At 67.1% G+C, this 14235-nt stretch carries 14 protein-coding genes; 10 read left to right on the forward strand and 4 right to left on the reverse strand.

The features are described 5' to 3' along the window. The first annotated feature begins 230 nt into the window (after positions 1–230). The 4 genes from AC3B5T_RS06190 to AC3B5T_RS06205 all read left to right on the forward strand — a co-directional run bounded on the left by AC3B5T_RS06190 (position 231) and on the right by AC3B5T_RS06205 (position 4233). The gene (locus tag AC3B5T_RS06190) at positions 231–980 is read left to right on the forward strand and encodes a PadR family transcriptional regulator (RefSeq protein WP_014928598.1); all 750 of its coding nucleotides are present in this window, start codon (positions 231–233) and stop codon (positions 978–980) included. Continuing rightward, complete coding sequence (locus AC3B5T_RS06195) at positions 973–2064, forward strand: inositol-3-phosphate synthase (protein WP_488358432.1); 1092 nt, start codon at positions 973–975, stop codon at positions 2062–2064. Before AC3B5T_RS06190 ends, AC3B5T_RS06195 begins: the two co-directional genes overlap by 8 nt. Before the next feature lie 293 nt (positions 2065–2357). Then, positions 2358–2933, forward strand: coding sequence for a TerD family protein (locus AC3B5T_RS06200; RefSeq protein WP_058252891.1), 576 nt, complete (start codon positions 2358–2360; stop codon positions 2931–2933). Positions 2934–3078: 145 nt separating this feature from the next. Further along, complete coding sequence (locus AC3B5T_RS06205) at positions 3079–4233, forward strand: DUF475 domain-containing protein (RefSeq protein WP_058252892.1); 1155 nt, start codon at positions 3079–3081, stop codon at positions 4231–4233. Between the two features lie 327 nt (positions 4234–4560). Here AC3B5T_RS06205 and AC3B5T_RS06210 read toward each other — a convergent pair whose 3' ends face one another. The 3 genes from AC3B5T_RS06210 to AC3B5T_RS06220 are packed head-to-tail and all read right to left on the reverse strand — an operon-like array spanning position 4561 to position 6675. Further along, complete coding sequence (locus AC3B5T_RS06210) at positions 4561–5325, reverse strand: AIM24 family protein (protein ID WP_058252893.1); 765 nt, start codon at positions 5323–5325, stop codon at positions 4561–4563. Beyond that, positions 5322–6038, reverse strand: a complete 717-nt coding sequence (locus AC3B5T_RS06215) for an AIM24 family protein (RefSeq protein WP_065629494.1) — start codon at positions 6036–6038, stop codon at positions 5322–5324. The genes AC3B5T_RS06210 and AC3B5T_RS06215 overlap by 4 nt, the downstream gene beginning before the upstream one ends. A 16-nt stretch (positions 6039–6054) precedes the next feature. Continuing rightward, positions 6055–6675: an AIM24 family protein gene (locus AC3B5T_RS06220; protein WP_033204169.1), complete on the reverse strand. Its 621-nt coding sequence runs from the start codon at positions 6673–6675 to the stop codon at positions 6055–6057. A 248-nt stretch (positions 6676–6923) separates the two neighbouring features. Between AC3B5T_RS06220 and AC3B5T_RS06225 the strand changes: the two genes are divergently transcribed. The 5 genes from AC3B5T_RS06225 to AC3B5T_RS06245 are packed head-to-tail and all read left to right on the forward strand — an operon-like array spanning position 6924 to position 12544. Further along, positions 6924–8036, forward strand: a complete 1113-nt coding sequence (locus tag AC3B5T_RS06225; protein ID WP_165629371.1) for a hypothetical protein — start codon at positions 6924–6926, stop codon at positions 8034–8036. Continuing rightward, complete coding sequence (locus tag AC3B5T_RS06230; protein ID WP_165629370.1) at positions 8033–9250, forward strand: HpcH/HpaI aldolase/citrate lyase family protein; 1218 nt, start codon at positions 8033–8035, stop codon at positions 9248–9250. Before AC3B5T_RS06225 ends, AC3B5T_RS06230 begins: the two co-directional genes overlap by 4 nt. Next, on the forward strand, positions 9247–10542 hold the full coding sequence (locus AC3B5T_RS06235) for a phosphoribosyltransferase family protein (protein WP_165629369.1): 1296 nt from the start codon (positions 9247–9249) through the stop codon (positions 10540–10542). Before AC3B5T_RS06230 ends, AC3B5T_RS06235 begins: the two co-directional genes overlap by 4 nt. Further along, on the forward strand, positions 10542–11666 hold the full coding sequence (locus AC3B5T_RS06240; RefSeq protein ID WP_165629368.1) for a cysteine protease StiP family protein: 1125 nt from the start codon (positions 10542–10544) through the stop codon (positions 11664–11666). Before AC3B5T_RS06235 ends, AC3B5T_RS06240 begins: the two co-directional genes overlap by 1 nt. Further along, positions 11663–12544, forward strand: a complete 882-nt coding sequence (locus AC3B5T_RS06245) for an HAD family hydrolase (protein WP_078112505.1) — start codon at positions 11663–11665, stop codon at positions 12542–12544. The genes AC3B5T_RS06240 and AC3B5T_RS06245 overlap by 4 nt, the downstream gene beginning before the upstream one ends. A gap of 13 nt (positions 12545–12557) precedes the next feature. Here the strand turns inward: AC3B5T_RS06245 and AC3B5T_RS06250 are convergent, their stop codons facing one another. Beyond that, positions 12558–13298 (reverse strand): MSMEG_1198 family transcriptional regulator, encoded by a 741-nt coding sequence (locus tag AC3B5T_RS06250; RefSeq protein WP_078112619.1) that lies wholly within the window; start codon positions 13296–13298, stop codon positions 12558–12560. Positions 13299–13558: 260 nt separating this feature from the next. Here AC3B5T_RS06250 and AC3B5T_RS06255 point away from each other — a divergent pair, with 260 nt between their 5' ends. Continuing rightward, a complete protein-coding gene (locus tag AC3B5T_RS06255) occupies positions 13559–14191 on the forward strand; it encodes a helix-turn-helix transcriptional regulator (RefSeq protein WP_231742531.1) in 633 nt (210 codons plus the stop codon). Positions 14192–14235: the final 44 nt, after the last annotated feature.

Raw genomic sequence — 14235 nt, forward strand, 5'->3', positions numbered from 1 at the left:
CGCCGCGGAAATCAACCGCGTCCGCCCGTCGGAGACATGCATCACGCCGTCCGGACGCCGCCCCGACACCAGTCCTTCCCCTGACCGACCACTCGTGGACACCAGTTATATCGGTGCGATACATTGGGAACTACATCGGAACGAGGTGTCGGCGCGTCAGAGCGTGCCGGTACATCAAGTCCGAGGAGAAAGTGACAGATCATCGGCAGAACCGTGAAGGGGGTGGCGAAGTGCTCGAGCTGGCCATTCTCGGACTACTTCTCGAATCCCCCATGCACGGGTACGAGCTGCGCAAGCGGCTCACCGGACTGCTCGGTGCCTTCCGTGCGTTCTCGTACGGATCGCTCTACCCGACGCTGCGCCGCATGCAGGCCGACGGCCTCATCGACGAACCCGAGACGCCCCTGGGCGCCAAGGTGCGGCGTGGCCGGCGCGTCTACCAGCTCACCGACGCAGGCCGGGAACGGTTTGCCGAGCTGGTCGCCGACACCGGTCCCCAGAACTACACCGACGACGGCTTCGGGGTGCACCTGGCGTTCTTCAGCCGCACCCCCGCGGTTGCGCGTATGCGCATCCTCGAGGGCCGTCGCCGGCAGGTCGAGGAGCGTCGGGAGGGATTGCGGGAGATCGTCGGACGGTCCAACCGGGCCGTCGACCGGTACACCCGTCAGCTACATCAGCTGAGCCTCGAGTCCAGCGAACGCGAAGTCCGCTGGCTCAACGAGCTGATCGCAGCCGAGAGCTCCCAGCAGGACGGGGCGCCGAATCCGTTCGACACGCAGTTCGACGACGACCTCGCCGACAGCGAACGGTCACAGTTCGATTCGGGGCGGCCCAATGCCTCCACCGGACGAGCCGATGACGAATATCAAGACCCGGACTCGACGCCGAGCCGGGACGAACCCGAGCAACTGAAAACACCGGTTGCGCAGCGAACGACTGCGATGCCGCGAGAAGAAGGAGAACCCGACCATGGGTGAGCCCAATAAGGTGCGCGTTGCCATTGTGGGCGTAGGAAACTGCGCTTCATCCCTGGTGCAGGGCGTGCAGTACTACAAGGACGCCGACGAGAACGCCAGCGTTCCCGGCCTCATGCACGTGAAGTTCGGCCCCTACCACGTCCGCGACGTCGAGTTCGTCGCCGCGTTCGACGTCGACGCCAAGAAGGTCGGCTTCGACCTCTCCGACGCGATCTTCGCCAGCGAGAACAACACCATCAAGATCGCCGACGTGCCGCCGACCGGCGTCACCGTTCAGCGCGGTCACACCCTCGACGGTCTTGGCAAGTACTACCTCGAGACCATCACCGAGGCGGACGGCTCCGGCGTCGACATCGTCCAGACGTTGAAGGACAACGAGGTCGACGTCCTCGTCAGCTACCTCCCGGTCGGCTCGGAGCAGGCCGACAAGTTCTACGCGCAGTGCTGCATCGACGCAGGCGTCGCGTTCGTCAACGCCCTGCCGGTGTTCATCGCCTCGGACCCCGAATGGGCCCAGAAGTTCGCCGACGCCGGTGTCCCGATCGTCGGCGACGACATCAAGAGCCAGGTCGGCGCCACCATCACCCACCGTGTGATGGCGAAGCTGTTCGAGGATCGCGGGGTCACCCTCGACCGCACCTACCAGCTCAACGTCGGCGGCAACATGGACTTCAAGAACATGCTCGAGCGTGAGCGTCTGGAGTCGAAGAAGGTCTCCAAGACCCAGGCCGTCACCTCCAACCTGAACGGCCCGCTGGCCGGCAAGATCGCCGACAAGAACGTCCACATCGGCCCGTCGGACCACGTCGAGTGGCTCGACGACCGCAAGTGGGCCTACGTCCGCCTGGAGGGTCGCGCCTTCGGCGACGTGCCGCTGAACCTGGAGTACAAGCTCGAGGTCTGGGACTCCCCCAACTCGGCCGGCATCATCATCGACGCCGTGCGCGCCGCCAAGATCGCCAAGGACCGCGGCATCGGCGGACCGGTCATCCCGGCCTCGGCCTACCTGATGAAGTCCCCGCCGAAGCAGCTCGCCGACGACGTCGCACGTCAGCAGCTCGAGGAGTTCATCATCGAGGCCTGAGCCTCGGCGAGTCCCTGTTACGACAGATCCGACGAAGACCGCCCATCGGAGGCGGCCGACGACTTCGAGTCGACGGCCATGCCGCCGGTGGGCGGTCTTCGTCGTGAACACATGGAGCATCGGGGTGAACTGCTGCCACCGCGAGCCTCACAGCGAGGCGAACGCGCAGGTCATCCATCCAAATCAGTGACCGCGCCAAACCCTTCACATAGAGTGTTGTCGATTGCTCCGAGTGGCCCGTATCGGGCACATCGGACATCACGAGACCCTGTACCAACAGAAAGGCGCAAACCATGGGCGTGAGCCTGAGCAAGGGCGGAAACGTTTCGCTGAGCAAGGAGGCTCCGGGCCTGACTGCGGTCTCCGTCGGCCTCGGCTGGGACATCCGAAGCACCACCGGTACCGACTTCGACCTCGACGCCAGCGCCATCGCGCTCGGCGCGGACAAGAAAGTCCTCTCCGACCAGCACTTCATCTTCTTCAACAACCTGCGTTCGCCCGACGGCTCGATCGAGCACACCGGCGACAACCTGACCGGTGAGGGCGAGGGCGACGACGAGGTCATCAAGGTCGACCTCGCGGGCGTTCCGCCGAACGTCGACTCCATCGTCTTCCCCGTCTCGATCTACGACGCGGACGCACGGTCGCAGTCGTTCGGCCAGGTCCGCAACGCGTTCATCCGCGTCGTCAACCAGGCCGGCGGCGCCGAGATCGCCCGCTACGACCTCAGCGAGGATGCCTCCACCGAGACCGCGATGGTTTTCGGTGAGCTGTACCGTCATGGGTCGGAGTGGAAGTTCCGCGCGGTCGGCCAGGGCTACGCCTCGGGTCTCGCGGGCATCGCCCGCGACTTCGGTGTGAACGTCTGAGTCTCTCGTAGACTCCGGCTGTCCGCCTGAACGTGCTTGTGGATGCCGCACCCGTTGTCGAACGGGTGCGGCATCCGCGCGTCACCACTCCTCTCCGACAATGCGGTCGGCTGGTTTCCACGCACCCTAGAAAGGCCACAAGCCAGTGGTAGTAAGAATTTTCGGCCTCTCGGTCGTCGTGACGATCGTGTCGCTGATCATCGCTTTCCTCTATGGCGGCGTCGAAGCGCTGATCCTGACCGCCATCCTCGGCGTCTTCGAGATCTCGCTCTCCTTCGACAACGCGGTCATCAATGCCACGATCCTCCGCCGGATGAGCGAGTTCTGGCAGAAGATCTTCCTCACCATCGGCATCCTGATTGCCGTCTTCGGTATGCGACTGGTGTTCCCGCTGGTCATCGTGTGGCTCGCGTCGGGTCTCAACCCGGTTGAGGCGCTCGACCTCGCACTGAACCCACCGCCCAACGATGCGGCGTACTTCCCCAACGGCGATCCCAGCTACGAGACGATCATCACCGACGCCCACCCGCAGATCGCGGCGTTCGGCGGCATGTTCCTGCTGATGCTCTTCCTCGGCTTCGTCTTCGAGCAGAAGGAGCTCACCTGGCTGACCTGGATCGAGCGGCCGCTCGAGAAGATCGGCAAGTTGGAGATGCTCGAGGTCGTCATCGCCATGACGCTTCTCGTCCTCACTGCGACCTACATCGCCGCGCCCGACGAGCGGTCGACGGTCATGATCGCCGGCTCACTCGGCATGATCACCTACATCCTGGTCAACGGCCTCGGCGAGTACTTCAACGTCGAGACCGCGGAAGATGACGAAGCGGCCGAGCCCGGAACTGACGCCGCGGAGAATGCGGCAGTCGAGAAGAACAGCGGGAAGTCGGGCCCGTCGGACCTGGCCAAGGCGACAGGCAAGGCCGGCTTCTTCCTGTTCCTCTACCTCGAGGTGCTCGATGCGTCGTTCTCGTTCGACGGCGTCATCGGCGCGTTCGCCATCACGGCGGATCCGATCATCATCGCCCTCGGCCTCGGCCTCATCGGTGCGATGTTCGTCCGTTCGCTCACCGTCTACCTGGTGCGCAAGGGCACGCTGTCGGAGTATGTGTACCTCGAGCACGGAGCGCACTGGGCGATCGGCGCGCTGGCGTTCATCCTGCTGTACTCCATCGGCACCCACGTCCCCGAGATCATCACCGGCCTGATCGGCGTCGCGCTGATCATCGCCGCACTGATCTCCAGCATCGTCCGACGCAACCGCCTCGCGGCGAAGGGCGAAGAGGAGAAGGTCAACATCTGACCTGCCCTCCAAGAGGTGCGAAGCGAAGCGCGCTCCTGGGACGTGCGAGCGAAACGCCTCCCTCCTTTAGGTACGAGCGAAACGCCTCCCCCTGCCCCCTGAGGTGCGAGCGAAGCGAGCCTCGAAGGGTTTGGTGACTTGAGTCGCCAGGCCCTTCGAGGCTCGTCGACCTCGACGCGCTCCTTCGTCGCTTGCTCGGCCCGGCGGCTTTCGCTCCTCGCACCTCAGGGAACAGTGGCTATGTCGCCCTTCGGATTAGGGAGCGGAGAAACAGCTGCGCCGCAGGACCCCGAAGGTCCTGCGGCGCAGTGGTTTCGAGAGCCCGACTCAGCCCTGCTGCTGCCCGAGTTGCTGGGTGATCTGCTGGTTGATCTGGTGCAGGCTCGGCACCGACATGCCCGGGAGATGGCCCTGGATGGTGCGCAGGACCGACGAGTCGTCGCGCACCTTCTCGCTCGATTGCACGAGAACCGTTCCCGCGCCGGTGAAGTCGAACTGGCGCTCCTCGCCCGAGTTCAACCCCATCCGCCGGCCCGCGGCCGCGATGAAACCGTTGACCCACGCCTCGTCGTAATGGTGACTGGGCGACGGGCAATCCGACCATCCGACTAGCGCTTCGGGATCGACGCGCACCGGCGGTTCGACGAACATCACCGGGCCGTTCGACGACGCGAGGAACTTGCCGGTGCCGATGAGCGTCAGGAACCCCGGCACGATCGACTGGTTGAGCGACAGGTTCGGCTGGAAGGCAAGAAGATTGGCCGCCCGGATGGTGAGGTTGCCGTCTTCGAGGTCGTAAGCGTTGATGTCGTATCCGCGGTCGCCGATGATCAGCTTGCCGTGGCCCTCGGCGACGACGTAGTCACCGAGGTACAGCGGGGCGGAGAACTGCTGCGCCACCATCTGCAGCATGTTTCCCTGCAGACCCTGGGTCAGCGCGGTGAACTGCATCTGACCGTAGTAGGCGATCATCGCGCCCTTGGACATGAACCACGGCTGGTTGAGGTCGATGCAGAAGGAGTAGTTGTTGTCCGGCACGTTGTCGTCCGACGGCAAATTCATCGGACTCCACACGGTGTTGAGTTGACTCATAGCTTCTCCTCCGATGCCTGCACGTACACGATGCCCTGTCCGGAGCACTCCAATTGCATTGCCTCACCGCCGGTTCGACCCACGTTCCGCCAGCTCATCGCCGACCGCAGGCTGGTGTTGACCTGACCGGCCGACCCGACGAACGCCTGCGGGTCGACCGTCACCGGCGGCTTGGCCGGGGACACCTCGAGCTCGAAGACCCCGCCGTGCCCGAGCAGCACCGCCGAACCCGGACCCGACAGCTGCGTCGTGAACATGCCCTGACCGGTGACGGCTCCGGCAGCAGCGGACCGCAATGCACCGAACAGGCCGCCACCACCGCCGCCACCGCCGCCCTGTGAGGCGACCGAGACGACGGAGGCCTGCAGATTGGCCGCGTAGGCGAGCAGCCGCGACGCCTCGACCCGGATCGTGCCGCCGACCGCCGCGAGATCCACGACGTGCACCTCGATGCCGAGGAAGCCGTAGTGCACCTCGCCGTGCCCCTGCGCGATCATCGTCGACTCGTGCTCGCCGGCGAGCATCCGGCCGGCCATCCCGCCCATGCCGCCCAGTCCCGGCATCCCGCCGCCCATACCGCCGGCTCCCGCGATCTGGTGGGGCTGGAAGTGCACGTTGCCCTTGTAGAAGAGCATCGCCCCGCGTCGTGCGACGACCGGCCCGGTACGGCCGATGTCGACGGAGACGACCTTGCTGTTGACCTTGGTGAACATTCTCGCTACCTCACCCTCACCGCTCGGCCGGCTGGATCGACACGACGCCGCTGCCATCCCAGCGCAACGAGAACGCCTCTCCGCCACCCTGTCCCAGCGCCGACCGCCAGGAGACATCGGTGACGAAGGACTGACTCAACTGGCCGCGGGCGCAGACGAACGCGTCCGGGTCGACCACGAGCGGATACTGCGGTGACACCTCGAGGTGGATGAGCGGGCCGCCGTTGGACAACAGTGCGATCTGTCCGTGGCCGCTCACCGTCGTGGTGAACAGACCCTGACCCGACGACGCTCCGCGCAGACCGGCGAAGGTGACATTGGTCTGCAGGTTGCCGTTGAGCACCATCAGCTGCTCGGACTCCACTTGCAGGGTCTCGTTGTTGAGCTCGATGACGGTCGTCTCGGCGGCGTTGTGCGCGAAGTACACGATGCCGTTGCCCGAGGCCTCCATGAGCGACAGCGCCTCCCCGGTGGCCCGCTGCTTCAGGCCCGCGAGCACGCCGTCGCCGCCGCCGAAGCCCGCCGATTTGAAGGTGACCTGTCCCTCGTAGGCGACCATCGACCCGCTGATCGCGCGGACCGCGGAGTTGTTCAGCCTGGCTTCCACCACGCGTTTCGAGCGTTGTACCAACTGCATTCGACGTGCCTCTCTCGCGCCGTGGGGAGGCCGCCGATCGACCATCCCTCGTTCGTCTCCCGACGCCATCCCCGCACCGCGGCACCTGCCGGCATCTCGGCATCCCAGCTCGCCGTGAGCCGGGGAATCCGGCCTCATACCGAGATGAAAATAGCCGATAGCATCGAGTGGTGCCCGGAAACTTCGTACGTCGTTGGTTCGGGAACGATTCACGCACGAATTCCGCGCCACCTGCATCATCGGAACAAATGACGGCAGCGTTCCTGGAGTCCGAATCCGTCCTGGCCGAGATCGATCCGGCCGTCGCGGTGACCGCCGCCCTCGACCCGCGGTCGCGCCTGCGCGCCTCGTGGTCGGACATCCGCGAGCAGCACGCCCAGGCGACGTCGGACTACCTCCGGCTGGTGTCCCCGCCGGCCGGCACACGCGTCGACCCCCGGGATCTCGACCGGTCGACGCAGGCGCTGCGGTTGATCACCGCCTCGATGCGCGACTTCGCCCGGACCAACGCCGACACCCTCGAGCGGGCGCGGGCCACGGTGCGAGCCGCCGACGCCCAGGACCACGAGGCCCGGGTGGCCGCCAACCGGGCGATGACCGCCCTGGAGAACGCCGCACCGGCGGTGGCACGACTGCAGTCGGTGTCGGATGCCACCGACGACCTCGCGCGTGCGCTCACGGCTTTCGAACAGGACGCGGGGCTGCGTGACCGGCAGTCCGCCGCGGCAGCCGTACTCAGTTCGGCGCGTCGCCTCGACCAACTTCTCGCCGAGGCCCCCGCCTTCGCCGATCGCGCACAGCAGGTCATCCGTTCGGTGGAAACGCGCCGGAGCGCGGTGTCCACCCGGAGCGCGCAACTCCCCGACACGCTCTCGGCGCTGCGCCGGGAGTTCAGTGCCGATTGCTCCCTCGATCTACAGCGCAACGGCTCGGTCGTCGACGAACGGCTCGAACACGCCGACGCCGAGCTCGCGGCCGCCCGCGCGATGGTCGATGCTGCCCCCGACCAGGCCATCGGCCGCGCCGACGCCGCCCGCGACGACCTGGCCGTCGCGGAGAAGGCCGTCGACGCCGTGCTCGACCGGTTGCGACTCCTGCGGGAGGTGCGCACCGACCCAAGGGGCGCGGAGCAGCGCGTGCGCTTCCGCCTGCGCGACGCCCAGCTCTTTGCGGTCAACCACCGTCTGGTTGACGAATGGGGCTCGGTCCTCGATGCTCAGGCCGACCGGATCGAGCGCGCCAAGGGGGTCCTGGATCGCATCCACCCCGACTACTGGAGCTACCTGACGCAGCTGCGTGCGGTGGACGACCGGATCACCGAGATCGTTTCGCGGATGAGAGGACAGGTGGCCGCAGGATGACCACCACTGCACGACACGACGACACCGGTCTCGAGCCCGGGACGATCCGGCACTTCGACCATCTGGAGCCGTCGGTCTCGAACTCCCTGTTCCATCGGCAGCCCGAGCCGATCGAGCCGACCTGGCCGGCGCAGCGGCTCGCCGTCGCGCTGGGCGCCACCCTGTACGTCCCGGCAACCCGGCCCGATCTTGCCGAGGTCATCCGCCGACGCCGCGCCGAGGGTGTGATCTCGATGGTCATCGACCTCGAGGACGCGGTCGCCGACGACGAGGAGGCCGAGGCGATCGAGCACGCCGTGGCCGCGTTGCGCGCTATCGCCGCGAACCCGTGCCGGCCGATGTTGCTGTTCGTCCGTCCGCGGTCGGCCGACCGGATAGTGCCGATCGCCACCGCGCTCGACACCCCGTCGGTGCTGACCGGGTTCGTCATCCCGAAGTTCTCGTCGGAGAATGCACCCGAGGCGTTCGACGCCGTTGCCACTGCCGGACAGATCCTCGACAAGCAACTCTGGGTCATGCCGGTTCTCGAGTCGGCCGCGGTCGTGCACCGCGAGACCCGCGACGACGAGTTGACCGCCCTCGCGTCGCTTCTGAGCGCGCACCGCGACCACGTGCTCGCCGTGCGCATCGGTGCCACCGACATCTGTAGTCACTTCGGCATCCGCCGGGATCGTGACCTGACCATCTACGACGTCCGGGTCGCGGCCGATGTGATCGCCGGCATCGTCAACCATCTCGGCCGCAGCGACGAGAGCGGCTTCGTCGTGACGGGGCCGGTGTGGGAGTACTTCGCCGACCACGAGCGCATGTTCCAGCCCATGTTGCGTCACACACCGTTCCGCGAGAACGACGCCGTCTACTTCCGGCAGCAGCTCGTCAGCCGCGACATGGACGGTCTCCTCCGCGAGATCACCCTCGACCGCGCCAACGGCCTGCACGGCAAGACCGTCATCCACCCCGCGCATGTCGCCGCGGTGCACGCGTTGTCGGCGGTCACCCACGAGGAGTATCACGATGCACTCGACATCCTGGCCGGCGAGTCCGGCGGGGTACGGGCGTCGTCGTACCGCAACAAGATGAACGAGCTGAAGCCCCACCGCAACTGGGCCTTGCGGGTCATCGATCGGGCTGCCGCCTTCGGCGTGACCCGCCAGGGGGTTTCGTTCGTCGACCTCCTCACCGCACTCGCCTCGCCCGGGTCGGCCACCTCGTGAACGATCCGGACACCGTCGGCATCGACTGGGTGACCGAACGTTTCGGCGTCGAGATTGCCGACGTCGGCGACATTCCGGGTCACACGGTCCGCGACCTCGTCTCACTCGGTCTGCGCCACAACCGACGCCGTGCTCATCTGCTGGTCTCGACCGTGCTGGGCAAGCACATCCCGACCTCGCCCGCCATTGTCCGTGGCGCCGCCGACGATCTGGGCGCCGCGATCATCGCCGAGATCGGTGCGAATGCGGCGCGCGACGCCGTCGTCTTCGGCTTCGCCGAAACCGCGACCGGTCTCGGACACTGTGTCGCCGAACGCATTTCCGCGTCCCGGTATCTGCACTCGACGCGGCGCAGACGCCCGGATGTGGTGGTGACGGGCACCTTCGAGGAAGGGCATTCACATGCGACGACGCATTTGCTGCAGCCCAGCGATTCCGCATTTCTCGACCCCGTGGCGCCGGACGAGGTGCTGATCCTGGTCGACGACGAGATCTCCACCGGCAAGACCGCGCTCGGCGCCATCGAGGCCATCGTCGCGGACCGTCCTCGTAAGCGGTTCGTCGTGGCGTCCCTGGTCGACATGCGTACCCCCGCGCAGAAGTCGGAATGCGATGATCTCGCAGCGAAACTCGGCGTCGATGTCGCTTACGTGGCGCTCGCGCACGGCTCGATCACCCTTCCCCCGGACCTCCTCGACGAGGTGTGGCAGCTCGGGTCCGACGAGCTCAACCCGGTGGCAGCCCGGCGCGGCGGCCTGGTCGCGGTGGCCCTCGACTGGCCGGCGGCAGTTCCCGACGGCGGCCGGCACGGAATTCTCCGCACCGACTCGACGGGCTTCCGGCGAGCGGCGACCGCGGCCGCCGACACCGTGGCGGCACAACTCGATCCGCGGCGCCCGGTTGTCGTGATCGGGCACGAGGAACTGATGTACGCACCCTTGTGCATCGCCGAGTCGCTGGAGCGTCGTGGCTTCGCCACCGGATACCAGACCACCACGAGGTCGCCGGCCCAGGTGCACGACGTCCCGGGTTATCCACTCCGGCGCGGATTCCGGTTCACCGCACCGGAACCCGATCCGGAGACGCCAAGGTATGTCTACAACGTGTCCTCCGTCGACCATCCGGACCCGCAGGTCGTCCTGATCGTCGACTCGCCGGCCGACACCGATGAGCTGCGTGCGCCCGGTGGACTCGTCGACGTCCTCACCGCCGCCGGGCACCCGGTGGTGCTGGCCGTCTTGCCCGCCACCGACCAGCCTGCCCTGGCACGAACCCGAGAGGCGGTGCGCTGATGGACATCGCCACCACCACACCACCGCTGTGCGGACCGGAGTTCGGTTCGTACGCGGCCGACGAGGTCACCTGGCTGCTCAAAGACCTGTCCGACGTGGCGCTGGAAGGTGAACTGCGCGAACGGGAACGTCGAATCCAGTCCGGTCAGGCCCACTACGCGGAGTCGCTGCCGATCGAGTATCAACCCGGCCGCGAGTACCAGGAACTCTTCCATGCGACGCTACGGTCTTCCGCCCAGCGGCTCGCGGAAGCCGTCGGAGTGGTGTCCGAACTCATCCTGGTCGAGCGGCATTCCACGCCGACGCTGGTGTCGCTGGCGCGGGCCGGCACCCCGGTCGGCATCCTGATCCGACGGTGGATGGCGGCCGTCCACGGCATCGAACCCCAGCACTACACGATCTCGATCGTGCGCGCCCGCGGGATCGACACCGTCGCACTCGATCACATCGTGGCGCGGCACCCGGCCGAGTCGGTCGTCTTCGTCGACGGCTGGACCGGCAAGGGCGCCATCCAGCGCGAACTCACCGCCGCTGTCGACGAGTACGCGCGCGCCGGGCGGCCGCAACTGCACGACGAACTCGCGGTGCTGGCCGACTCCGGCTCCTGCACGACCCTGTTCGGCACCAGGGACGACTTCCTCATCGCCTCCGCCTGCCTGAATTCCACTGTCTCCGGCCTGGTCTCGCGCACCGTCCTGAACGCCGACCACATCGGTCCGGGCGAGTTCCACGGAGCGAAGTTCTACCGCCATCTCGCCGACTTCGATGTCTCGGGACTGTTCCTGGACACCGTCAGCGCCGAATTCGATGCAGTCGCCGACCGAGTCCGGACGACGGTGTCGGCGATGACGCCGGAGTCACGCCGGCCCGACTGGTCCGGCTGGCGTTCCGTGGAACAGATCCAGACCGAGTACGGCCTGTCGTCGATCAATCTGGTCAAGCCCGGCGTCGGCGAGACGACGCGGGTGCTGCTGCGTCGCGTACCGTGGCGCATCCTGGTGCGCGCCGACGATCTGCCCGAACATCGCCACATCCGGTTGCTCGCCGCCGAACGAGATGTGCCCGTGGAGGTCTCGCCCGATCTCGCGTACTCGTGTGTCGGGCTCATCAAGGAGGACTCGTGAACGCGCTGGTCGCCACCGATCTCGACCGGACCATGATCTACTCACGCGCCGCCATGGGCGACGAGCAGTTCGCGACCCTGGAGACCGTGTGCGTCGAGATCTACCGCGACGCGCCGCTGTCGTACATGACCACGACCGCCGTCGAACTGATGACCCGTCTGGCACGTGAGGTCGTCGTCGTACCGACGACCACTCGCACCCCGGCTCAGTTTGCCCGGATCGAGCTGCCGGGCAGCCCATTTCGCCACGCCGTGGTCAGCAACGGTGGCCGGATCCTCGTCGACGGCGCCGACGATCCGGAATGGCGTGCGCACATCGACCGCGAGGTGACCCGCGCGGGCGCCACCCTCGACGAGGTCCGCGACGAACTCCGAACACGCATCGACGACTCCTGGGTCACCGCTCTGCGGACCGCCGACGACCTCTTCTGTTACCTGGTCGTCGACCCCGCGGTCCAACCGCCGGAGTTCCTCGAACAATGGCAGCAGTGGTGCGACGCACGGGGCTGGACGGCTTCCCAGCAGGGTCGCAAGATCTATGCGACCCCGCAGCCGGTGACGAAGTCGGCAGCTATCGCCGAAGTCCGGCGACGGCTCGTCGCTGACGGCACCCTCGACGACTCGGCAGCGCTCTGCGCGGCCGGCGACGGCTGGCTCGACACCGACCTGTTGCTCGCCGCCGATCACGCGATCCGCCCGCGGCACGGTGAGCTGGAATCGCTCGGCTGGTCGGCGCCCGGGCTCACGATCACCGCCGACACCGGGGCCCTCGCCGGTGTCGAGATCCTGCGGTGGTTCGGCGAGCGGAGCGGGATCACCGTGCCGGAATCCGCGACGCCGACACCGCGAGACCGGACCGTCGGGGTTCACGCGAACTGATCAACCGAACTGATCACGTGGGCATCGATCCGAGGACGTCGGAGTGCCCGTGGCGTCGGCACCAGCTGATCAGGTATCGCGCGTGTAGACCGCACCACCGGTAGACGGCGGCCTGGGTCACCGGCAGCGATGCGTCGTGCTCACCGCGCTCGACGATGATGGGCCCGAGGTAGTGGCTCGTCACCTTGTTCGCGGTGTTCGGCGACACCTTGGCGGCGCGGGCCAATGAGGCGTTGTCCGAGGCGCTGCCCGACGCAATCGCCCCCGCGAGACGGCCCGCGGTATGGCCGCGCCGACCATCGAACAACTCGTAGAGCGGTGGACGGCGCGCCGACGCGGCCCTGGGCAGGGCCTGGCCGAGCGCCACCGAGCGCACAACACCGACCAGCGTCGCGAAACCGTCCGATTTGGCGATGACCCCCGCGACCTCGTCGCGCAACCGCGCCTCGTCGAGATGGTCCTGTTCCAGCCCGTGTCCCTGGGTCGCCAGGACAACCGGCGCGTGCCGGTCATGGTGGTCGAGGGTGTCGATGACGTCGAGTCCGTCGAAGGTCCATTCCAGGTCAGGTCGGTTCCAAATCAGATCCGCCACCACGACGTCGAATCGCACGTTGCCGGCGATGCACTGGACGAACTCGTCGCGGCCGGTGGCAACGGTGACCGTGGCCTGGTCGAGCGCCTTGGTCAGCGGCACCGCGACCACGTGTCCCAGCGGGGAGGCGACAAGGACCCGCATGTCGGTCGGCACAGGCATGATCATGCCCGATATGTCCGCGATGTGCGCGATCACGCATCCGATCGGACGAGAGGGTGGTTATTTACCCTGCAATCACCACATCGGGTTCGAGATACCGCTGACAAATCGTCTCACGTTCGTAAGGCTGAAGAAGTTGGCGTTCGTGAAATAAGTTCTCGATGCCCGATCGCGAGCCATGTCGATCATCCGAGAGAGTCCCGCCGTTTGTTCGGCTCACAGCTCCCGGCCGAATCGAAGTCGACAGGAGATCCCGGCACGTGTCCGTACCCCTCAACGACGCCCCCCGGTCGGCGACCCCCGGCACCGGGCCCACTGCCGCGCCGAGTCCGGAGCGGCGGATCACGGCCGTCGTTGCCGAGCACGACATCTTCGACGCCGCCCTGGCCGCTCTCGTGGAGAGCGCCGGCTACGACGCGACGGTCGTCGAACCCGCCCAGCTCGCTGCCCTACGGAACCCGAGCGCGATTCTGGTGCGGTCGGCCGCGATGCTCGGGTTCGTCCGGCGGGTGGCATCGCTGCGCACCGTCAAGGTGATCTTCGTGGGCAACGGGGTCGCGGGCTTCGATCACATCCGTGTCTCACCGCGGGCCCCGGCCGCCGAGGACGAGCTGCAGCGGGCGCTCGAGACTGCGGTGGGGCCGCCGACCCCGCCGTCCGCACCCACACTTGCGAACCGGGTACGCATCACCCAGCGGGAGCTGGAGATCCTCCAGACCTACACATTGGGTGCGACGCTGCGTCAGACGTCGCGTGTCCACGAGATCGCCGAGAGCACGGTGCGCGAGCACTATCGGCGTGTCGCCCGACGCTACGAGGAAGCCGGCCGGCCGATCGGGAACAAGGCCCAGTTGCTGGTCGAGCTCATCGCCGACGGCTGGGTGCGCCCCTGACACCGCCGCCGTGGCCGACGTGCGGCTCAGTTGGTGTCCTTTGC

It is taken from the genome of Gordonia sp. G4 (assembly GCF_057770005.1).